Origin of the sequence: Streptomyces sp. NPDC048277 (assembly GCF_040652235.1) — a bacterium.
Lineage (GTDB): Bacteria > Actinomycetota > Actinomycetes > Streptomycetales > Streptomycetaceae > Streptomyces.
Map to the genome: position 1 here is coordinate 804,648 of NZ_JBEZLQ010000001.1, position 20,937 is coordinate 825,584.

Consider the following 20,937-nt stretch of genomic DNA (forward strand, 5'->3'; position numbering starts at 1 on the left):
CCCGCGCGCCCACCCCTTCGGCCCCGGTCTGTGGAATGGCAGGAAATGTGTCAGCGGCTGATAATGGAATCCGATGACCGTCGGCCATTTGACGGAGGGGTTATGACCGAGACACCGGTGTCCGCCCAGCGGAAACGATTGCCCAGCTTCGCGGAAGCCGAGGGGCTGGGCCCCCGGGACGCGGAGTTCGTCCGGGATCTGGTGGGTGTGCTGGCCAAGCACGGCAATCTGGACCGCTTCGGGTTGTGCCTGCTGCACGACCATTTCCCGCTGGCCGCGGACGAGGTCCTGGTGGAGACCAACGATCCCCGGGCCCGCACGCTGAACATCCGCGTGGAGAAGGCGGGCAGGACAGGGCACGGCAAGGCCTCGCAGTGGCGGTTCGTCCGGCACACCGAGAGCGGCCGGGACGCGGAGCCCGCGGGCGGCTCCTACGAGGAGGTCCTGCTGTGCACGGTGCTGGACCTGTGCCCGGGACGCGAGCAGGACGACGGTCACTGACCGGGGCGGCGGACGGCACACGACGAAGGGGGCGCCGTCTCTCGCGGACGGCGCCCCCTTCGTCGTAGAGGCTCAGAAGTCCTCGTCGTGGCAGCTCAGAACTTGTTCTTCGGTGTGATCCCCAGCGACAGTCCCGACAGGCCCCGCTGCCGGCCGCCCAGCTTGCCCGCGATCGCGCGCAGGGCCGAGCCCGCCGGGGAGTCGGGGTCGGTCAGGACCACCGGCTTGCCCTCGTCGCCGCCCTCGCGGAGGCGGACGTCGATGGGGATGCTGCCCAGGACCGGGACCGTGGCGCCCGTGGTGCGGGTCAGGCCGTCGGCGACCGTCTGGCCGCCGCCCGTGCCGAAGACGTCGACCATCTCGCCGCAGTGCGGGCAGGGCAGGCCGGACATGTTCTCGACCACGCCGACGATCTTCTGGTGGGTCTGCACCGCGATGGAACCGGCGCGCTCGGCGACCTCGGCCGCCGCCTGCTGCGGGGTCGTGACGACCAGGATCTCCGCGTTCGGGACCAGCTGGGCGACCGAGATCGCGATGTCACCGGTGCCCGGCGGAAGGTCCAGGAGCAGGACGTCCAGGTCGCCCCAGTAGACGTCCGCGAGGAACTGCTGGAGGGCGCGGTGCAGCATCGGGCCGCGCCAGACGACCGGGGCGTTGCCCTGGATGAACATGCCGATCGAGATGACCTTCACGCCGTTCGCCGACGGCGGCATGATCATGTTCTCGACCTGGGTGGGGCGGCCGTCCGCGCCGAGCATCCGCGGGACGCTGTGGCCGTAGATGTCGGCGTCGACGACACCGACCTTGAGGCCGTCGGCGGCCATGGCCGCGGCGAGGTTCACCGTCACCGAGGACTTGCCGACGCCGCCCTTGCCGGAGGCGACCGCGTAGACGCGGGTGAGGTTGCCGGGCTTGGCGAAGGGGACCTCGCGCTCGGCCTGACCGCCGCGCAGGGCGGACGCCAGCTCCTTGCGCTGCTCGTCGCTCATCACGTCCAGCGTGACGTCGACACGGGTGACGCCCTCCACCCGCGAGACCGCCTCGGTGACACGCTGGGTGATCGTGTCGCGCATGGGGCAGCCGGAGACCGTCAGGTACACGGTGACCGCGACCGCGCCGTCCTGCCCGATCTCCACCGATTTGACCATCCCCAGTTCGGTGATGGGCCGGTTGATCTCGGGGTCGTTCACCGTCGCCAGTGCCTCGCGCACCGCGTCTTCGCTAGCCATACAGACGATGGTACGGCGAGGTGCCAGGCCCCTATAACGCCCCTCAGCGGTCGTCTACGTCACGCCCCGGCGACCGTTCTGCCGGGACTACGGCATGTTCGTGATGGCCGTCCCGGCGCTCGTCCAGATCCTTGAGCAGGTCCTGGAGCTCGGAGCGGATCCAGTCCCGGGTCGCCACCTCGCCCAGCCCCATCCGCAGGGCGGCGATCTCCCTGGTCAGGTACTCGGTGTCGGCGATGGACCGTTCGTTCTGCTTGCGGTCCTGTTCGAGGTTGACGCGGTCGCGGTCGTCCTGCCGGTTCTGCGCGAGCAGGATCAGCGGGGCCGCGTAGGAGGCCTGCAGGGACAGGGCCAGGGTCAGGAAGATGAACGGGTACTCGTCGAAGCGCAGCTTCCCGGGTGCCGCGATGTTCCACAGCACCCAGAGGATGATCACGAACGTCATCCAGACGATGAACCGCCCGGTGCCCAGGAACCGCGCGATGCGCTCCGACAGCCGTCCGAAGGCCTCCGGGTCCCACTCGGGCACGATCCGCCGCCGGGGCGGGCGCGGCTGGTCCAGCCGGGTGCTCCGCGACCGGGTGGCCGCGGTGGCGCCCGACGGTGTGCGTTCCCGGGCGTTCTCGCGTTCAGACACCATGGGTCCCCGCCCCCTTCTGCTCCGTCTGCTCCTCCTCGTCCAGGTGGAACTCGGTCTCCCGCCAGTCCTCCGGCAGCATGTGGTCCAGTACGTCGTCCACGGTCACCGCGCCGAGGAGCGACCCCGCCTCGTCCACCACGGGCGCCTGAACCATGTCGTACGTCGCGAAGAACCCGGCGATGACCGGGAGCGTGGCGTCGGGGGCGAGTGTCTGCAGGTCGTCGTCGACGAGCGAGCTGACCAGGGTGTACGGCGGGTCGCGCAGCAGCCGCTGGAAGTGGACGGTGCCCAGGTACTTGCCGGTCGGGGTCTCGTCCGGCGGGCGGCAGACGTAGACCTGGGCGGCGAGGGCCGGGGACAGGTCGGGGTTGCGGACCCGGGCGAGGGCGTCGGCGACGGTGGCGTCGGGACGCAGGACGATCGGCTCGGTCGTCATCAGACCGCCCGCCGTGTGCTCCTCGTACGACATCAGCCGCCGCATCTCGGCCGCGTCCGCCGGCTGCATCAGGCTGAGCAGCCGTTCCTTGTCCTGTTCCGGGAGTTCGGCGAGCAGGTCGGCCGCGTCGTCCGGGTCCATGGCCTCCAGGATGTCCGCCGCCCGCTCCTCCTTCAGCTTGCCGAGGATCTCGATCTGGTCGTCCTCGGGAAGTTCCTCGAGCACGTCGGCCAGTCGGTCGTCATCCAGCGCGGCGGCCACCTCGGCGCGGCGCTTGGACGAGAGGTGGTGCAGCACGTTGGCCAGGTCGGCGGGGCGCAGCTGCTCGAAGGTGGCGAGCAGGCTCTCGGCGCCCTGCCCGTGCTCCTCCAGGGAGAAGCCGGTGACCTGCGACCACTCGACGGTGAGCGTCTCCCCCCTGGCCCTGCGGAAAGTGCCCTTGCGGCCCTTGCGGACGAAGACCCGGTCGACCTCCCAGTCCCGGCGGGCCGGCAGCTGCTGCACGGCCAGGTCGAGGACGGTGACCTCCTCCCGGGTCTCGACCAGCTGGACGCGGCGGTCGAGGAGTTCGCCGAAGACCAGGCGTTCGGTGGGGCGCTGCTCGAAGCGGCGGACGTCGAGCACGCCGGTGGTGATGACCTGGCCGGACTCGACGCTCGTCACCCGGGTCATGGGCAGGAAGATACGGCGCCGGGTGGACAGTTCGACGACGAGGCCGAGCAGCCGCGGGGGCTTGCGGCCGACGCGCAGCATGACGACGAGGTCCCTGACGCGGCCCACCTGGTCGCCGTTGGGATCGAACACGGCGACACCGGCGAGGTGCGAGACGAAGATCCGGGGAGCGCCGGCTGCCATGGTTTCGCTTCCTTTGCCTGCGGACGTGCCGCTTGGTGAACTTCCTGTCTTTCCTGCCCGCTCGGTGGGCTTCAGGCTAGCCCGTCCCGATCGGATATGCCCTGGTGGGCGGTCCGGACGGACCGGCTCCGCAGGGCCGGCGGGGCACCGGTACGCTGCGGTACGCCGTGCCGGATCCGTCAGAAGGGTGGCCCTGTCTGTGACCACGATCGCTCCGGGCCGTACACGCCGCGCCGCGGTGGCGACCGCGATGTGCGCGCTGGTCGTCCTCACGGGATGCAGCGAGGATCCGGACGCGGGCACGAACGGGGTGGGGAAGCTGTCCGCGGCCGTGATCCAGTCGAGGACCCGGGCCGCGGCGACGGGGGTGGCGACGGTACGGATGGCGGGGACCGTGGTCACGAGCGGGCGTACGTACCGGCTGGACATGCGTCTGAACAAGCACGGCGGAACCGGGTCGGTCACGTCCAAGGGCGCGACCTTCCAGCTGCTGCGGGTGGGCCAGACGCTGTACCTGCAGGCCGACGCGGACTTCTGGAACCATGCCGACGGCAGCGACACGACCGCGGCCGGCACGCTCGACGGCAAGTACGTGAAGGTGCCGCAGGGAGACCCGGCGTACAAGAAGTTCAGCGGCTTCACGGACAAGGACCTCCTCCTGTCGGGCCTCCTGACGCTGCACGGCTCGCTCTCGACGGCCGGTCACCACGAACAGTCGGGGACCCGCACGATCCGCATCACCGGCGACAACGGCTCCGGCGGCACACTCGACGTCTCTCTGGAGGGCAGGCCCTACCCCCTGCGCCTGGAACGCGGCGGCGGCGCCGGCACCCTCACCTTCTCCGACTGGGGTAAGGACTTCAGCGTGTCCGAGCCGGAGAAGGGTGAGACGGTGGACTACGGGAAGCAACTGCCGGCGTCTTAGGGGAGCACGGGCTTGCGGTGGGCCCGGCACCGCCGACCGCCGCCGCGGGGGCCGAGCGCCGTTGCGGCGGACCGATGGGACCGACGGGTTTCCGGGACCGGCGGATCTGCCCGGCGGGTGGTCTCGCAGGGCCGGCGGATCTGCCCGGCCGGTGGTCCCGCAGGTCCGGCTGTTCTCCGGACCGGCGGTCCGAAACGGCGGTCCGAAACGATGTGCCCGCGTCCCCCGGATCCCGCCGCGACCGCGCTCAGCCGCGGTGTCGCTGTTCGGCGGTGAAGAACTCCCCGCAGCCCTCGGCTACTTGGTCTTTCTCCGCTTGGTGAGCAGGCGGGGCAGGCCGGCCGGGATCGGGTGGCGGGTCGTCGCCGGGGACGGTACCGGGGGCTCGGCCAGGTTTCCCGTCGGCAGGGACAGCGTCGCTCCCGTCGGCGTCAGGCGGAGCACCCTGCATTCCCGCGACCACCGCTCCGTCATGGCCTCGCCGTCGGGTGCGTTGAGGCGCTTTCCCTTCAGTTCCGCCACCGCCGCGTCCCACTCGGGGGACCCGGCGGGCAGTTCCGCGACCGTCGCCGCCCAGGTGACCAGCCGGCCGCCCTTGTCCTTGCTGCGGACGGTCACCTCCGCCGACCCCCCGTCGGCCAGCCCCGGCAGCGGCTGCTCGGCCCCGTCGCCGACCAGGCACACGCCCCCGTCGGCCCACGCATGCCACACCACACGCGCGGCCGGCGCCCCGGCGCCCCGGACCCAGATGAGGCCGGACTTCTTCGTGGCCTCCTCGACGAGGGCCTGGTCGAGCAGCTCGCTTGTCATGGCGCTCACCCTAACCGGGCCGCTCACAGCCAGCCGTTGCGCTTCAGCGTGCGGTGGATGCCGAGGCAGATGCAGACCGTGATGCCCATGATCACCGGGTAGCCGTACTTCCAGTGGAGCTCCGGCATGTACTTGAAGTTCATGCCGTACACCCCGCACACCATCGTCGGTACGGCGATGATCGCGGCCCACGCCGTGATCTTCCGCATGTCCTCGTTCTGCGCCACGGACGCCTGCGCGAGGTTGGCCTGGAGGATGGAGTTGAGGAGTTCGTCGAAGCCGACGACCTGCTCCTGGACGCGGGCGAGGTGGTCGGCGACGTCCCGGAAGTACTTCTGGATGTCGGGGTCGACCAACCGCATGGGGCGTTCGCTCAGCAGCTGCATCGGGCGCAGCAGGGGCGAGACCGCGCGCTTGAACTCCAGGACCTCGCGCTTGAGTTGGTAGATGCGCGCCGAGTCGACGCCTCGGGACACCCCGCCCCTGCGGGCGGGCGTGAAGACCTCGGTCTCCACCTCGTCGATGTCGTCCTGCACGGCGTCGGCGACCGCGACATAGCCGTCGACGACGTGGTCGGCGATGGCGTGCAGCACGGCCGAGGGGCCCTTGGCGAGCAGCTCGGGGTCGTCCTGGAGCCGGTGCCGCAGCGCCCGCAGCGAACCCTGGCCGCCGTGCCGGACGGTGATGAAGAAGTCCCGGCCGGTGAAGCACATGACCTCACCGGTCTCCACGACCTCGCTGTTGGCGGTGAGCTGGTCGTGCTCGACGTAGTGGATGGTCTTGAAGACCGTGAAGAGGGAGTCGTCGTAGCGTTCGAGCTTCGGGCGCTGGTGGGCCTGGACGGCGTCCTCCACGGCCAGCGGGTGCAGCCCGAACTCGCTCGCGATCACGGCGAATTCGGCCTCGGTCGGCTCGTGCAGCCCGATCCACACGAACCCGCCGTCGCGGCGCACCTGCCGCATCGCCTCGTGCGGGGTCAGCGGCTTCGCCGTCTCGACGCGCGCACCGTCGCGGTACACGGCGCAGTCGACGACGGCCGACGGCGTACCGGGGTCGCGGGTGGTGTCGTACGCACCGGTGTCCGGCCGCAGGCTCTTGCGGAGCGAGGGGCGGGAGGGGCGGACCACGGCACGGAGGTCGCGGATCATCGACATGGGCAGGCTCCTTCGCGACAGGCAACGAAAGATCGCCGACGAACGGGTGGAACTACCCGGAATGAGGACGTCCTGACTGCGGATGTTTGGCACGTCCACAAAGCGGGGAGCACCGCACCATTGCGGTGGCGTCTTCGCTACTGATTCGGATCAGACGAACGGATCCAGACCGATCCGGAAGGGGTCGGTCAGAGGGACCAGGCAAGCGAAACGAAGTGCTCTTCCGAACGACAACGCGCACGAAACGGGCGGCAGCCAGCCAGAGAGGAAATCAGAGGCCGGAAGAGCGAGTGGTACTGCACGGGTGACTTCGATCCATGACAGCCCCACCTCCTCCAGCCGGTCCCTCGTAAGGGAGTCCTGTCGGTGTCGAGGGCTTACCGCGACGCGCTGCGTGCTGCCTCGAACCACCGCGGCCAGACTAGCAGCAGCCCTCGGTGTCAAGGCGCCGCTTTGCCCGGTACTGACGAGTTCTATGCTCACGACATGGCTGATGTTCTTCCTCTTGTAGAGGCCCGGTTGACCACCGCGCTGGGCGAACCGGACGCGCGCGCGGCGGTCACCTTTCTCGGTACGGACCGCATCGAGGTGCTCCGTTTCCAGGAGGATCTCCAGGGCGAGAACGTCCTCCGCTATGCCACGCTCGGCATGTCCGCGCACCCCATGACCGACCCCACCGCGATGGTCGCCGACCCCGTCGGAGGGCCCCGCGCCGAGCTGGTCCTGTCGGTCCGCGCCGGGCTCGCCGAGACCGACAAGGTGCTCCGCGCGCTCGCCGTACTCGCCGCGTCTCCGCAGGTGGAGGGACTGGTCGTGACACCGGGCGCGTCTCTCGACGTCGGCGACCCGCTGTGGCCGGGCGCCCCCTTCACCTCGGTCCTGGTCGGCGAGGCGGGCGGGCTCGTCGAGGATCTGGAGCTGGACGGGCCGCTCGATCCCGTACGGTTCCTGCCGCTGCTGCCGATGACGCCGAACGAGGCCGCCTGGAAGCGGGTGCACGGCGCGCAGGCCCTTCAGGAGCGCTGGCTCGCGAACGGGACGGACCTCCGGGATCCGAACCGGAAATCCGTCCCGCTGGACTGACCCGTCGAGCGACCGCGAGGGTGAGCAAGCTCACCAAGCGCCGCTCGGAAAGAGTCAGTTGGCAAAGACCGTGACGCTGTCCTCCGCGGCGTGCTTCGACTGCAGCACTTCGGTGTCGTGCGTGAGGGCGTTCCGTCGTACGAGAACCACGACCGCGCCCAGCACGGCGGTGGCCGCCGCCACCACGAACGGGATCCGGATGTTGCTCCACTCCTCGATCTTCGGCGCGAAGTAGGGCGCGGCCGCGGCGGCGAACCAACGGACGAAGTTGTAGCCCGCGCTCGCCACCGGGCGCGGCGCGTCCGACACGCCGAGAGCCAGCTCGGTGTAGACGGTGTTGTTCACGCCGATGAACGCACCGGACAGGATCGTGCAGACGACCGCGGCGGTGTGGCCGCCGTAGCCGAGGACCAGGACGTCGACGGCGAGGAGCACGAGCGAGCCGCCGAGCACCTTGAGCGAGCCGAACCGCTGCTGCATGCGCGGGGCCACGAGCACCGAGAAGACCGCGAGCAGCACACCCCAGGCGAAGAAGACCGCGCCCGAACGGTACGGGGTCATGTTCAGCACGAACGGGGTGAAGGCCAGCACGGTGAAGAACGTGTAGTTGTAGAAGAAGGCCGACACGGCCGCGGAGGCGAGGCCGCCGTGGCCCAGGGCCCTGATCGGGTCCAGGATCGACGTCTTGCGGGCCGGCCTCGGCTGTTCCTTCAGGAACGCGGTGATGCACAGGAAGCCGACCGCCATCAGGGTGGCGGTGCCGAAGAACGGGTAGCGCCAGCTGATGTTGCCGAGCACCGCGCCGAGCAGCGGTCCGCACGCCATGCCGAGGCCGAGCGCGGACTCGTAGAGCAGGATCGCCGCGGCGCTGCCGCCGGCCGCCGCGCCGACGATGACCGCGAGGGCGGTCGAGACGAAGAGCGCGTTGCCGAGGCCCCAGCCGGCCCGGAAGCCGACCAGCTGGCCGACGGTGTCGGAGGTGCCGGCGAGTCCGGCGAAGACGACCACGAACGCGAGGCCGAGCAGCAGGGTCTTGCGGCCGCCGACGCGGCTGGAGACGAAGCCGGTGAGCAGCATCGCCACGGCGGTGATCAGGAAGTACGAGGTGAAGAGCAGGGAGACCTGGCCGGCCGTGGCATCCAGGCCCTTGGCTATGGACGGCAGGATCGGGTCGACGAGTCCGATGCCCATGAAGGCGACGACGGACGCGCCGGCCGTCGCCCACACGGCCTTCGGCTGTCGCAGGATGCTGCCCGCTCCCGCGTCGAATGGGTCGTCCATGCGCTTCCTCCGCTTCGTGGTGCTTCGTGCCGCAGATTTAGTTGGTGTATGCACATAGTAAGTTAGAGGAGCTAATTAATGCAAGGTGCATCTAGTTTTGCCTGGTGAACGGTTCCGTCCGGACGGGTGATCGTCCTTGACGTGGGGGATTCGGGGTAGGACCGTGGGGCCCTATGAGGGGCGAACCCAGTTGCCCGAAGTGTGGTGGCCGGGTCAGGGCTCCCGGACTCTTCGCCGACACCTGGCAGTGCGATGTGCACGGGACCGTGCATCCGGTGCAGCCCGTGATCCCGCCCAGCGTCGAGGCCCTCGGTGTCGTGGTGCACCGCACCCAGGTGCCGGTGTGGATGCCCTGGCCGTTGCCGGTCGGCTGGCTGTTCACGGGCGTGGCCTGTGCGGGTGACGACCGCAGCGGCGGCCGTGCGACCGCTGTCGCGTGCTCCGGGCCCGCGCCGCTCGGTGGGATAGGGGAGATGATCCTGGTCGCCGAGGAACTGGGCGTCGGGCTCGGCGCGCGGTACGCGGGCATCGACGGGCCGGATCCGGGGCCGGGGATGAACGTGGAGAAGCCGCCGCAGGCGAAGGTGCTGGCCGCCGGGCGGCCGACGCCGCTGTGGCATGTCTCCGGGGCGCCGGACGACAGGGCGGTCTTCGCGGGTGAGGCCCGGGGGCTGTGGCTGTGGATCGTCGTGTGGCCCGAGCAGACCGGGTTGCTGATGTACGACGAGCTGGTGCTGACCGATCTGCGGGATGCGGGGGCCGAGGTGGACCTGGTGCCGTGCGGGGCGTTGTCGCCGCGCTTGCTTGAGCCGTGAGGGGTGCGGCGCGTGGACAGGTGCGGCGGCGTCGTGGCTTGTCGCGCAGTTCCCCGCGCCCCTAGGTAGGGCACGTAAAGGGCGCTCACAGGTTGCGGGTGTGACAGGGCACGCCTTGGAGGCCGCTATCCTTGACGCGTCCCCATCCCTACCGTCCGCTGGAGTCCGCGTCGTGCGTATCGATCTGCACTGCCACTCCACCGCCTCCGACGGTACGGACACCCCGGCCGAGCTGGTGCGCAATGCCGCCGCTGCCGGGCTGGACGTCGTCGCGCTGACCGATCACGACACCACCCGTGGGTACGCCGAGGCCGTCGCCGCGCTGCCCGCGGGGCTCACCCTGGTCACCGGGGCCGAGCTGTCCTGTCGTATCGACGGCGTCTCGATGCACATGCTGGCCTACCTCTTCGACCCCGAGGAGCCCGATCTGCTCGCCGAGCGTGAGCTGGTCCGGGACGACCGGGTGCCGCGGGCCCACGGCATGATCGCCAAGCTGAACGGGCTGGGCGTGCCGGTCACCTGGGAGCAGGTCGAGCGGATCGCCGGGGACGGCTCCGTGGGGCGGCCGCATGTCGCCTCCGCGCTCGTCGAGCTCGGTGTCGTACCGACCGTGAGCGACGCCTTCACCGAGCAGTGGCTGGCCGACGGCGGCCGGGCCTACGTGGAGAAGCACGAGACCGACCCCTTCGAGGCGATCCGGCTGGTCAAGCAGGCCGGCGGGGTGTGCGTGTTCGCGCATCCGGGGGCGTCCAAGCGCGGGCGTACCGTGCCCGAGTCGGCGATCGCCGAGATGGCCGCGGCCGGGCTCGACGGCATCGAGGTCGACCACATGGACCACGACGAGGACACACGCGCGCGGCTGCGTGGCCTCGCCGGGGAGCTGGGGCTGCTGGTCACGGGCTCGTCCGACTACCACGGCAGCCGCAAGACCGTGACGCTCGGCGAGTACACGACCGACCCCGAGGTGTACGGCGAGATCACGCGCCGGGCGACGGGCGCGTTCCCGGTGCCGGGGACCGGCGGGGCCTGAGGCCCGGCCCTCGCCGGCCCGAGTCCCTCGCCCAGATCACTTCCTCCCGCAAGGCCTGTAGCACACCCATGTTCGACCTCGCCGTCTTCGGCTCCCTCTTCCTGACCCTTTTCGTCATCATGGATCCCCCTGGGATCACCCCGATCTTCCTCGCGCTCACCGCCGGTCGCCCCGGCAAGGTGCAGAAGCGGATGGCCTTCCAGGCCGTGTGCGTGGCGGGCGGTGTGATCACGGTCTTCGGGCTGCTGGGGCACCAGATCCTGAACTATCTGCATGTCTCCGTGCCCGCGCTGATGATCGCGGGCGGGCTGCTGCTCCTGCTCATCGCCCTGGACCTGCTCACCGGCAAGACCGACGAGCCGAAGCAGACCAAGGACGTGAACGTGGCACTGGTGCCCCTGGGCATGCCGCTGCTGGCCGGTCCCGGCGCCATCGTGTCGGTCATCCTCGCCGTGCAGAAGGCCGGCAGCGTCGCGAGCCAGGTGTCCGTGTGGACCGCGATCCTCGCGATCCATGTCGTGCTGTGGCTGGTGATGCGCTACTCGCTGCTGATCATCCGGGTCATCAAGGACGGCGGCGTGGTCCTGGTGACGCGCCTCGCGGGCATGATGCTCTCCGCGATCGCCGTGCAACAGATCATCAACGGCGTCACCCAGGTGATCAAGGGCGCGTAACCGCGTGTGGGCAGACGCAGAACCCCCGCACGGCATCCATGCCGTACGGGGGCTCTGAAGACTCTGCGGTGTTCCGCGCGTCAGTGTGGCTCGTCTCTCGTTACGAAGCCTGGTTCTCGGCCGGTCGGATCCACAGGCGCTGCCCGATGGCGGCGGCCTGCTGCACGATCCTGTTGACGGAGGCGGCGTCCACGACGGTGCAGTCCACGGTGGTGCCGTCGACTTCGTTGAGTCGCCTGATCTCGAAGCGCATGGCCTCTCCCTTCGTCTCGTGTTCCGTCCTAGTCAACGACTTGCGTGTTACAAACATTCCCTACGCTAAATAAATTTTTCGAACGCCTAATTACCGACCGGTAAGAGTCATGGAGGAGACTGACCGGGACCGGTTGTGTTCGCAGCGTGACCGCCGGGACAATGGAGGCGATGAACGACGACCTCGCCGCCCTCCAGGCCCGTATCGACCGCACGAACGAGCTGCTCACCCGCATGCTCGCCGAAGTGGCGAAAACGCCCTCGACGCATGCGATCTTCGTCGACGCGGGCTACCTCTACGCGGCCACGGGCCGGCTCGTCGCCGGAACGGAGGACCGCCGCGCCTTCGACCTCGACGCCGAGGGGCTGATCGAGGCACTCATCGACAAGGCGCGCCAGATCTTCGCGGACAGCCGGCTGCTGCGCGTGTACTGGTACGACGGCGCCCGCCGCCGTATCCACACCGCCGAACAGCAGACCATCGCCGAGCTGCCCGACGTCAAGGTCCGCCTCGGCAACCTCAACGCGAACAACCAGCAGAAGGGCGTCGACTCCCTGATCCGCACCGACCTGGAGTCACTCGCCCGGCACCGCGCGATCAGCGACGCGGCGCTGCTCGGCGGCGACGAGGACCTGGTCTCCGCGGTCGAGGCCGCCCAGGGCTACGGCGCCCGCGTCCACCTCTGGGGCATCGAGGCCCCCGAAGGGCGCAACCAGGCCGAGCCGCTGCTCTGGGAGGTCGACAGCCAGCGCACCCTCGACCTCGAGTTCTTCAAGCCGTACGTCTCCAGACGCGCCGCACCCGCCTACGAGGCCGGCACCAGCAGACCCAGCCGCGAGGACGTCCGCTTCGTCGGCGCGCAGATCGCCGCGAAGTGGCTGTCCGCGCGGGGGCGCGAGGCGCTCGTGGAGCTGCTGCCCGGCCATCCCTACCTGCCCGGCCCGGTCGACCAGGACCTCCTCGTCGAGGCCGAGGGCATGCTCCAGTACTCCCTGCGCGGCCAGGCCGACCTGCGCCGCGCCCTGCGGGACGGCTTCTGGGAGCACCTGCAGACGCAGTACTGACCCGCAGCACTGATCCTCAGCACTGGCCCGCTGTACTAGCCCTGCTCGGCGGTGCTGTCCCAGAACGCGGCGATCGCGGCGGCGGTGGGGGCCGGCTGCTCGGTGTTGGGCGAGTGCTCCGCCCCTGGTACGACCGTCCTGCGCGCCCGCAGCCGTACCGCCATGTCGTCCAGCAGCGGCACCGGCCAGGTGTCGTCCCGCGCGCCCGACAGGACGTGGAACGGCAGCGGAACGGCGGCGAGTTCGGCGACGCGGTCCGGTTCGGTGCACAACTGGCGGCCGGTGGCGAGAAGTTGGGCCGGCTTGTTGCCCAGCCAGCGGCGCCGCAGATCCTCGCCGTCCTCCAGGTCCGCCGGGTCCCCGTCCAGTTCCTCCGGCGCCTCCATGGCCTGCATGGCGTCCCAGACCTCGGCCATCGACATCACGGCGAGCGCGTCCCGCAGCAGCTTCACGCGCTGCTGCTGGGAGGTCGAGATCTGCGCCGGGCCCGACGCCATCAGGGTCAGCGAACGGAACGGCGTGTGGTCGAGGAGCACGGCCGCGCGCGCGATCTGACCGCCGAGGGAGTGCCCCAGCAGATGCACGGGCCGGCCGTCGCCGACCGCCGCCGCCTGCGCGAGCACGTCCCGCGCCAACTCCTCCTGCGTGTACGCCGATTCGTCGTTCTCGGGCCCGTCTGACTCGAACTGCCCGCGCCCGTCCACGGCGACGGTCCGGTACCCGCGCGCGCCCAGTGCCCTGAGCAGCGGGCTGAAGTCCTCCTTGCTGCCGGTGAACCCGGGCAGCAACAGCGCGGTCCCTTCGGGCTCGGCCCCGGCGGCCACGGGCGCGTCGACGACGGCGAACTCACCCCGCGCGGTGGCGAGCGCGTACGCCCGGGCACCGGCGGGCGGGACAAAGGTACGAGGCCTGCTCATAGGGGAGAGGTTATCCGCAGGCCGGCGACGGCCCGGGAGACGGTGGGTGAATCCCGTGGCCCGGGGTGCGCAGACGCCGACGGCCCGGCCCACACGTGGTGGGCCGGGCCGTCGTGGCGCGTGGCGCGATCAGGCCTCGGGAGCCGCGGCGGCGGCCTTCCGGGTCCGGCGGACCTTCGGCGCCGCCTCCGCGTCGGCCACCGCCTCGGCGGACTCCGCCGCCTTGCGGGTGGTACGACGCCTCGGCTTGGCCTCCGGCTCGTCGCTGGCCTGCGCCGGAATCTCCGCGGTGACGGCGGCGGCCGTCTTGCGGGTCCGGCGGGGCTTGGCCTCGGTGCCTTCGGCCGTGTCCACCGTGGTTTCGGCGGCGGCGGCCGTCTTCCGGGTGCGACGGGGCTTGGGCTCCGCGACGGCCTCCGGCTCCGGCGCGGTCACCACGGGTTCGGCGGCCTTGCGGGTGCGACGGCGAACCGGTGCCACCGGGGCCTCGACGGCTTCCTGCGGAGCCTGCGCGACCTCGGTCACGGGCTCGGTGGCCTCGACGGCCTTGCGGGTACGGCGGCGCGGCTTGGCCTCGACGGCTTCGGCGGTGTCCACCGCGGTCTCGGCGGCGGCAGCCGTCTTGCGCGTACGGCGCGGCTTGGTAGCCTCCGTGGTCTCCACGACCGCCTCGACGGTCTCCGGAGCTGCGGCCGCGACCTTGCGGGTGCGACGCGGCTTGGCCTCCGCGACCTCGGCGGTGTCCGCCACGGGCTCGACGGCGGCGGCCGTCTTGCGGGTGCGGCGGGGCTTGGCCTCGGTGCCTTCGGCCATGTCCGCGGCGGCTTCGGCGGCGGCGGCCGTCTTCCGCGTGCGGCGCGGCTTGGGCGCGGCTTCGGCCTCGACGGCCTCCGGCGCGGTCACCACCGGCTCGGTCGGCTCGGCGGCCTTGCGGGTGCGACGGCGAACCGGTGCCACCGGGGCCTCGACGGCTTCCTGCGGAGCCTGCGCGACCTCGGTCACGGGCTCGGTGGCCTCGACGGCCTTGCGGGTACGGCGGCGCGGCTTGGCCTCGACGGCTTCGGCGGTGTCCACCGCGGTCTCGGCGGCGGCAGCCGTCTTGCGCGTACGGCGCGGCTTCGGCTCCGCCACGGCCTCCACTGCCTCGACGACCGCCTCGACGGCTGCCACGGGGGCGGCCTCGGGAGCCTCTGCGACCTTGCGGGTACGGCGGCGAGCGGGCGCCGCCGGTGCCTCCTCGGCCACCGGCGCCTCGGTCACCGGCGTGACCTCGGCCACGGGTGCGGCCTCTGCCGCCTTCCGGGTGCGACGGCGGCGCGGCTTCTCCGGCGCGGCCGGCTCCACCACGGCCTCGACCGTCTCGACGACGGCCTCCGGCGTCACGGTCACCGGGGCGGCTGCCGCCACCGGCTCGTGCGACGCTCCGGCGCGGGTACGGCGACGGCGGCGCGGGGTCCGGGTGGCCGTGGGCTCCTCGGCGACGGGGGACGCGGACTCGGCGGCGGGCGCCGTGGACGTCGTACCGTTCGCCGGGTCCAGGTTCGAACCGCCACGCGTGCGACGGCGGCGGCGCGGCGTACGGGCCGGGCGCTCGCGCTCCTCGGAGCGGGGGGCCTCGGTCCGACCGCCACGGGCACCGCGACCGCGGCCACCGCGGCCCCCGGTCTCGCCCAGGTCCTCCAGCTCCTCCGCGTCGAGGCCGGCGCGGGTGCGCTCCGCGCGCGGCAGGACACCCTTGGTGCCCGCGGGGATCTTGAGGTCCTCGAAGAAGTGCGGGGAGGTGGAGTACGTCTCCACCGGGTCGGGGAACTTGAGGTCCAGCGCCTTGTTGATGAGCTGCCAGCGCGGGATGTCGTCCCAGTCGACGAACGTGATCGCCGTACCCGACGCGCCCGCGCGGCCCGTACGGCCGACCCGGTGCAGGTACGTCTTCTCGTCCTCGGGGGACTGGTAGTTGATGACGTGCGTGACGCCCTCGACGTCGATACCGCGCGCGGCGACGTCGGTGCAGACGAGGACGTCCACCTTGCCGTTGCGGAACGCGCGCAGCGCCTGCTCGCGGGCGCCCTGGCCCAGGTCGCCGTGGACGGCACCCGAGGCGAAGCCCCGGCGCTGCAGCTGCTCGGCGATGTCGGCGGCCGTGCGCTTGGTGCGGCAGAAGATCATCGCGAGCCCGCGGCCCTCGGCCTGCAGTATGCGCGCGATCATCTCCGGCTTGTCCATGGAGTGCGCGCGGTAGACGAACTGCGCGATGTTCGCGACGGTCGCGCCCTCGTCGTCCGGCGCGGTGGCGCGGATATGGGTGGGCTGGCTCATGTACCGGCGCGCGAGGCCGATGACCGCGCCCGGCATGGTGGCCGAGAACAGCATGGTCTGGCGCTTGGCCGGAAGCATGTCGATGATCTTCTCGACGTCGGGCAGGAAGCCCAGGTCGAGCATCTCGTCGGCCTCGTCGAGGACGAGCGACTTGATGTGCTTGAGGTCGAGCTTCTTCTGGCCCGCGAGGTCCAGGAGCCGGCCCGGGGTGCCGACGACGACGTCGACGCCCTTCTTCAGGGCCTCGACCTGCGGCTCGTAGGCACGGCCGCCGTAGATGGCGAGAACGCGTACGTTACGGACCTTGCCGGCCGTCAGGAGGTCGTTGGTGACCTGGGTGCAGAGCTCGCGCGTGGGGACGACGACGAGCGCCTGCGGGGCGTTGGTGAGGGCCTCGGGGGCGGCGCGGCCGGCCTCCACGTCGGCGGGGACGGTCACCCGCTCCAGGAGCGGCAGACCGAATCCGAGGGTCTTGCCGGTGCCGGTCTTGGCCTGGCCGATGACGTCGGTGCCGGACAGGGCGACCGGGAGCGTCATCTCCTGGATGGGGAAGGGGTTGATGATGCCGACGGCTTCCAGGGCCTCGGCGGTCTCGGGAAGGATTCCGAGTTCACGAAACGTCGTAGTCAGGGTTTTGCCTCTTCTGTGTGTCGCGGCGCGAGGCGAGCGCGGGGGTCTTTGACGGACCGTGCCGGGGACGTCGGCTGCCTTACGGGCGGGCCGTGGGGGGCACGCCGTAGTGCACGGGACCTCTGCCGACGCTCTAGCGCTCGTACCGCTGAGGGTGTGTCCCTCCGGTCGTCGTACGCACAGTGCCGTACGAGCCGGGAGGGCTGTCGGGTCGGAGCCGATCGGGCCACCGACCGGGCATCCTCATACGTGCGGCCTGTCGAGGCACGACGAAATACGTCGGCGTACCAGCAGGCGCATTACCACCATACCCCGGAATCGCGCACATGCGATGGCCGATTTGGTCACGTCATGGTAGTCACAGTGGATGACCTGGGGCTTCCCGGGGGCTACGAGCGGGCTATTGTGCGCTTCATGACGAGCTCTGACAAGCCTGAGAACGCCTCCGCCGAACCGACTGGTGTCGCCGCCCAGGACTGGACGCAGGCGTCGGCCGACCCGCAGTACCGTGCCGCGGTCGTGGACCTGCTCGGCGCGCTCGCATACGGCGAGCTCGCGGCGTTCGAGCGCCTCGCGGAGGACGCGAAGCTGGCGCCCTCGCTGGTGGACAAGGCCGAGCTGGCGAAGATGGCGTCGGCCGAGTTCCACCATTTCGAGCGGCTGAGCAACCGGCTGACGGAGATCGGCGAGGACGCGACGCAGGCGATGGAGCCGTTCGTCGCGGCCCTCGACGGCTTCCACCGGCAGACGGCGCCGTCGGACTGGCTGGAGGGCCTGGTCAAGGCGTACGTCGGTGACTCGATCGCCAGCGACTTCTACCGGGAGGTCGCGGCCCGGCTGGATTCCGACACGCGCGAGCTGGTGCTGGCCGTTCTCGACGACACGGGGCATGCCGGTTTCGCGGTGGACCGGGTGCGGGCGGCCATCGACGCCGACCCCCGCGTGGGGGGCCGACTGGCGCTGTGGGCACGGCGGTTGATGGGGGAGGCGCTGTCGCAGTCCCAGCGGGTCGTCGCCGACCGGGACGCGTTGTCGACCATGCTGGTGGGCGGGGTGGCCGACGGGTTCGACCTCGCCGAGGTGGGGCGGATGTTCTCGCGGATCACCGAGGCGCACACGAAGCGGATGGCTGCGCTCGGGTTGGCGGCGTAGCGCTCTGTGGGGGGTGGTTTCGGGGGGTTGCGCGGCTGCGGGTGCCTGGTGGCTGGTCGCGCAGTTCCCCGCGCCCCTTTGGGGCGCTTCGGTTCGGGGCGCTTGAAAGTTACGCCGGGATCGATCGTCGGCGTAGGCGGCGGCCTGACGGGCGGAGGAGCAGGGAGAGGGATGCCACCGAGACGATGGCCGCTCCCGCGAGGCTCACGAACGCCGTGCCGGGGCCCAGTGCGCTGTGGGTGACGAAGTCGCCGAAGAGGGCTCCCGCGATGCCCGTGGAGAACACCAGGGGGCGGGCCGGGAGGCGGTGGGCCAGGCGGCTGGCCGCGGCCCACGACAGGGCCAGGCCGAGCAGGGCGGATCGAAGGACTTCCAGGAGCATCACGAGGGTTCCCTCCCACGGCCGGCCGGTGCTTCACGGTCGTAGGCCGTCCTACCCGTGACCTGCGGAATGCAATCCTCCTCTGTGGGTGAGTTGTGGGCCCGGTGTGGAGGACGGGCATGGGGGGCGAGGGCGGACATGGCGAGGGGGCCCGCCGGACACACGTCCGCCGGGCCCCCTCGCGCTGCTGTGGCTAGACCGCGCTGAAGCCCACCTTGCGCACCGTCGGCTCACCGAGCTCGATGTACGCAAGGCGCTCCGTCGGGACGAGGACCTTGCGGCCGCGCTCGTCCTCCAGGGACAGCACCTGCGACTTGCCGGCCAGCGCGTCGGCGACGAGGCGCTCGACCTCCTCGGCGTTCAGACCGCTCTCCAGCACGATCTCGCGGGGCGCGTGCTGCACGCCGATCTTGACCTCCACGGCTATGTCCCTCCGACGGTCAGTGAAGTGCGCGACCTTCCGCGCCGTACGCTGCACACACTAGCCCGGTGAAGGGGACGTACACGTGGCGAGCCTGCACGCCAGGAGCGAACAGCGAACGGGAATGCCGCGCGGAGCCGTCAGTGGTGGGACTCGAGGGCGTGCAACGGGAAGCCGGCGATGCCCCGCCACGCCAGCGAGGTGAGCAGCTGTACCGCCTGGTCGCGCGGGACGCTGCGGTCGCTGTGCAGCCAGGACCGTGCCACCACCTGGGCGAGGCCGCCGAGGCCGGAGGCCAGCAGCATCGACTCGGCGCGCGGCAGGCCGGTGTCCTCGGCGATGACCTCGCAGATCGCCTCGGCGCACTCGGTGGTGACCTTGTCTACGCGCTCGCGGACCGCGGGCTCGTTCGTCAGGTCGGACTCGAAGACCAGGCGGAAGGCACCGCCGTCGTCCTCGACGTACGCGAAATAGGCGTCCATGGTCGCCCGGACGCGCTGCTTGTTGTCGCTCGTCGACGCGAGCGCGCCGCGTACCGCCTGGATCAGGGCCTCGCAGTGCTGGTCCAGCAGGGCCAGGTACAGGTCGAGCTTGCCCGGGAAGTGCTGGTAGAGCACCGGCTTGCTGACGCCGGCGCGCTCGGCGATGTCGTCCATCGCGGCCGCGTGGTACCCCTGCGCGACAAAAACCTCCTGGGCGGCGCCCAGCAGCTGGTTCCGTCGGGCACGGCGCGGCAGGCGAGTGCCCCGCGGGCGTGCCGCCTCTGTCTGCTCGATGGCTGTCACGCCGCCTCCCAAAGTCGTCCACTTGCGGATTGCGCCGCGCGCCCATCGTACTTTTCGGTAACCGTGGTGTGCGCGGTGCGAGCGCAGAATTTCACGTACCGGACGACGGCGAAAGCCGCACCGGGAAATGCGGACAGGGCAGGTGGGCCCCGCGGAGGCCGGTTTCGGTCAGCGGTAGTCGTCCTCGTCGAGGGAGACCACGCGTGCCTGTTCGATGAGATCGGCCTCGTTCGCGCGGTCCGGGTCCACACCGGTGAGCGGGTCGTCGTGGGACGGAGCGATGTCCGTGTGCTGCTCGGCTGTGTCGCCCTCCGGGGCCTCGACGTCGATCTCCGGGGCGTCCTCCGCCTCCAGATCGTCGAGCACGTCGGGGTCGGTGGGGTCATAGGCCATGGTGGGCTCCCTTCCTTCGAACGTCCCTGCCGGAAGCAGGGGGCCACAAACGGGTGCCCTGTCTATGAGCGTAGGAGACTGCGGAAGCGGACGCTATGTCATCGGCGGCCGTTCACCCGGACCCGGCGGCGGCTCGCCCGGGTGGCTCTGTGACGGCGAACACATGAACCACGGTGTGATCGTCTCGTAACATTGGCCCATGTCTTCGACCGAGCTGCCGTCAGTGCCGCCCACCAGCGTGCTCCCGAAGGGGGCGGCCGTCAGGGTCGCGGAGGGCGAGCGGCTGCGGTCGGTGGGGCTGTCCGGTGTCACCCTCTCGGTCCGTTCGCGACCGCCCGTGCGCGCGGGCCTGCCGCCCGCCCTGTTCGTCCACGGGCTCGGCGGCTCCTCGCAGAACTGGTCGTCGCTGATGGAGCGGCTCGAAGGCGTCGTGGACGGAGAGGCGGTCGACCTCCCGGGCTTCGGCGACTCGCCGCCGCCGGACGACGGCAACTACTCCGTCACCGGGCACGCGCGCGCGGTCATCCGCTACCTCGACGCGTCCGGCCGCGGTCCGACCCACCTCTTCGGCAACTCGCTCGGCGGCGCGGTCGCCACCCGCGTCGCCGCCGCCCGCCCGGACCTCGTCCGCACCCTGACGCTCATCTCGCCGGCCCTGCCCGAGCTGCGCGTGCAGCGCACGGCCGTACCGACGGTGCTGCTCGGCCTGCCCGGCGTCGCCGGGCTCCTCACCCGCACGACGGGCAAGTGGACCGCGGAGCAGCGCGTACGGGGCGTACTGGCCCTCTGCTACGGCGATCCCGGCCGGGTGACGCCCGAGGCGTTCGAGCACGCGGTGGAGGAGTTGGAGCGGCGGCTGCGGCTGCCGTACTTCTGGGACGCGATGGCGCGGTCCGCGCGCGGGATCGTCAACGCGTACACGCTGGGCGGCCAGCACGGGCTCTGGCGCCAGGCCGAGCGCGTCCTCGCCCCCACCCTGCTGATCTACGGCGGCCGCGACCAGCTCGTCGGCTACCGCATGGCCCAGAAGGCCGCGCGCAGCTTCCGCCACTCCCGGCTGCTGTCCATGCCGGACGCCGGGCACGTGGCGATGATGGAGTACCCGGAGACGGTGGCCGGGGCGTTCAGTGAACTCCTCGCGGATGCCGACGGGTTGGGCGGCCCGGCCGCGCCGGGTGCGGGGAGCTGAGG

At 71.1% G+C, this 20,937-nt stretch carries 22 protein-coding genes; 9 read left to right on the plus strand and 13 right to left on the minus strand.

The genetic code is table 11. From position 1 onward, the window contains the following. Positions 1-102: 102 nt before the first annotated feature. The gene (locus AB0D85_RS03800) at positions 103-501 is read left to right on the plus strand and encodes a hypothetical protein (RefSeq protein ID WP_362313015.1); all 399 of its coding nucleotides are present in this window, start codon (positions 103-105) and stop codon (positions 499-501) included. Positions 502-596: 95 nt separating this feature from the next. Here AB0D85_RS03800 and AB0D85_RS03805 read toward each other — a convergent pair whose 3' ends face one another. Genes AB0D85_RS03805 through AB0D85_RS03815 form a run of 3 tightly spaced genes read right to left on the minus strand, consistent with a single transcriptional unit; the run spans position 597 to position 3,661 of the window. Beyond that, complete coding sequence (locus tag AB0D85_RS03805) at positions 597-1,730, minus strand: Mrp/NBP35 family ATP-binding protein (protein WP_362313016.1); 1,134 nt, start codon at positions 1,728-1,730, stop codon at positions 597-599. A gap of 43 nt (positions 1,731-1,773) precedes the next feature. After that, entirely contained in the window at positions 1,774-2,370 is a 597-nt protein-coding gene (locus AB0D85_RS03810) for a DUF1003 domain-containing protein (RefSeq protein WP_362313018.1), read from the minus strand. Beyond that, positions 2,360-3,661 (minus strand): CBS domain-containing protein, encoded by a 1,302-nt coding sequence (locus AB0D85_RS03815; protein WP_362313020.1) that lies wholly within the window; start codon positions 3,659-3,661, stop codon positions 2,360-2,362. Before AB0D85_RS03815 ends, AB0D85_RS03810 begins: the two co-directional genes overlap by 11 nt. A gap of 199 nt (positions 3,662-3,860) precedes the next feature. Between AB0D85_RS03815 and AB0D85_RS03820 the strand changes: the two genes are divergently transcribed. Beyond that, complete coding sequence (locus AB0D85_RS03820; protein ID WP_362313021.1) at positions 3,861-4,586, plus strand: hypothetical protein; 726 nt, start codon at positions 3,861-3,863, stop codon at positions 4,584-4,586. A gap of 297 nt (positions 4,587-4,883) precedes the next feature. Here AB0D85_RS03820 and AB0D85_RS03825 read toward each other — a convergent pair whose 3' ends face one another. Both AB0D85_RS03825 and AB0D85_RS03830 read right to left on the minus strand, forming a co-directional pair. Continuing rightward, the gene (locus AB0D85_RS03825) at positions 4,884-5,396 is read right to left on the minus strand and encodes a hypothetical protein (RefSeq protein WP_362313023.1); all 513 of its coding nucleotides are present in this window, start codon (positions 5,394-5,396) and stop codon (positions 4,884-4,886) included. 23 nt (positions 5,397-5,419) lie between these two features. Continuing rightward, a complete protein-coding gene (locus AB0D85_RS03830; protein ID WP_362313025.1) occupies positions 5,420-6,550 on the minus strand; it encodes a magnesium and cobalt transport protein CorA in 1,131 nt (376 codons plus the stop codon). Between the two features lie 486 nt (positions 6,551-7,036). On the opposite strand from AB0D85_RS03830, the gene AB0D85_RS03835 reads away from it, so the two are divergent. Next, positions 7,037-7,633 carry a suppressor of fused domain protein gene (locus AB0D85_RS03835; RefSeq protein WP_362313027.1) on the plus strand — a complete coding sequence of 199 codons (597 nt, stop codon included), beginning with the start codon at positions 7,037-7,039 and terminating at the stop codon, positions 7,631-7,633. A gap of 54 nt (positions 7,634-7,687) precedes the next feature. On the opposite strand, the gene AB0D85_RS03840 is transcribed toward AB0D85_RS03835, so the two are convergent. Beyond that, positions 7,688-8,914, minus strand: a complete 1,227-nt coding sequence (locus AB0D85_RS03840; RefSeq protein ID WP_362313029.1) for an MFS transporter — start codon at positions 8,912-8,914, stop codon at positions 7,688-7,690. 173 nt (positions 8,915-9,087) lie between these two features. On the opposite strand from AB0D85_RS03840, the gene AB0D85_RS03845 reads away from it, so the two are divergent. The 3 genes from AB0D85_RS03845 (at position 9,088) to AB0D85_RS03855 (ending at position 11,433) form a co-directional block, all read left to right on the plus strand. Next, the gene (locus tag AB0D85_RS03845) at positions 9,088-9,729 is read left to right on the plus strand and encodes a DUF6758 family protein (protein WP_362313031.1); all 642 of its coding nucleotides are present in this window, start codon (positions 9,088-9,090) and stop codon (positions 9,727-9,729) included. 172 nt (positions 9,730-9,901) lie between these two features. Beyond that, positions 9,902-10,759 (plus strand): PHP domain-containing protein, encoded by an 858-nt coding sequence (locus AB0D85_RS03850; protein ID WP_362313033.1) that lies wholly within the window; start codon positions 9,902-9,904, stop codon positions 10,757-10,759. Positions 10,760-10,827: 68 nt separating this feature from the next. Beyond that, positions 10,828-11,433 (plus strand): MarC family protein, encoded by a 606-nt coding sequence (locus AB0D85_RS03855; protein ID WP_362313034.1) that lies wholly within the window; start codon positions 10,828-10,830, stop codon positions 11,431-11,433. 100 nt (positions 11,434-11,533) lie between these two features. On the opposite strand, the gene AB0D85_RS03860 is transcribed toward AB0D85_RS03855, so the two are convergent. Then, a complete protein-coding gene (locus AB0D85_RS03860) occupies positions 11,534-11,686 on the minus strand; it encodes a hypothetical protein (protein ID WP_362313036.1) in 153 nt (50 codons plus the stop codon). Positions 11,687-11,856: 170 nt separating this feature from the next. Between AB0D85_RS03860 and AB0D85_RS03865 the strand changes: the two genes are divergently transcribed. Continuing rightward, a complete protein-coding gene (locus tag AB0D85_RS03865) occupies positions 11,857-12,750 on the plus strand; it encodes an NYN domain-containing protein (protein WP_362313503.1) in 894 nt (297 codons plus the stop codon). A gap of 35 nt (positions 12,751-12,785) precedes the next feature. Here the strand turns inward: AB0D85_RS03865 and AB0D85_RS03870 are convergent, their stop codons facing one another. Beyond that, on the minus strand, positions 12,786-13,667 hold the full coding sequence (locus AB0D85_RS03870; RefSeq protein ID WP_362313038.1) for an alpha/beta hydrolase: 882 nt from the start codon (positions 13,665-13,667) through the stop codon (positions 12,786-12,788). Positions 13,668-13,796: 129 nt separating this feature from the next. Beyond that, a complete protein-coding gene (locus AB0D85_RS03875; RefSeq protein ID WP_362313040.1) occupies positions 13,797-16,520 on the minus strand; it encodes a DEAD/DEAH box helicase in 2,724 nt (907 codons plus the stop codon). Between the two features lie 498 nt (positions 16,521-17,018). Here AB0D85_RS03875 and AB0D85_RS03880 point away from each other — a divergent pair, with 498 nt between their 5' ends. Further along, positions 17,019-17,765, plus strand: coding sequence for a ferritin-like fold-containing protein (locus tag AB0D85_RS03880; protein ID WP_362313042.1), 747 nt, complete (start codon positions 17,019-17,021; stop codon positions 17,763-17,765). A 109-nt stretch (positions 17,766-17,874) separates the two neighbouring features. Here AB0D85_RS03880 and AB0D85_RS03885 read toward each other — a convergent pair whose 3' ends face one another. The 4 genes from AB0D85_RS03885 to AB0D85_RS03900 form a co-directional block, all read right to left on the minus strand. Further along, a complete protein-coding gene (locus AB0D85_RS03885) occupies positions 17,875-18,147 on the minus strand; it encodes a hypothetical protein (RefSeq protein ID WP_362313044.1) in 273 nt (90 codons plus the stop codon). A gap of 193 nt (positions 18,148-18,340) precedes the next feature. Beyond that, complete coding sequence (locus AB0D85_RS03890; protein WP_362313046.1) at positions 18,341-18,568, minus strand: DUF3107 domain-containing protein; 228 nt, start codon at positions 18,566-18,568, stop codon at positions 18,341-18,343. A gap of 140 nt (positions 18,569-18,708) precedes the next feature. Then, positions 18,709-19,353: a TetR/AcrR family transcriptional regulator gene (locus tag AB0D85_RS03895; RefSeq protein WP_362313047.1), complete on the minus strand. Its 645-nt coding sequence runs from the start codon at positions 19,351-19,353 to the stop codon at positions 18,709-18,711. A 168-nt stretch (positions 19,354-19,521) separates the two neighbouring features. Beyond that, positions 19,522-19,746, minus strand: a complete 225-nt coding sequence (locus AB0D85_RS03900) for a hypothetical protein (RefSeq protein ID WP_362313048.1) — start codon at positions 19,744-19,746, stop codon at positions 19,522-19,524. A 199-nt stretch (positions 19,747-19,945) separates the two neighbouring features. On the opposite strand from AB0D85_RS03900, the gene AB0D85_RS03905 reads away from it, so the two are divergent. Further along, a complete protein-coding gene (locus tag AB0D85_RS03905; protein ID WP_362313049.1) occupies positions 19,946-20,935 on the plus strand; it encodes an alpha/beta hydrolase in 990 nt (329 codons plus the stop codon). The last annotated feature ends 2 nt before the right edge of the window (positions 20,936-20,937 follow it).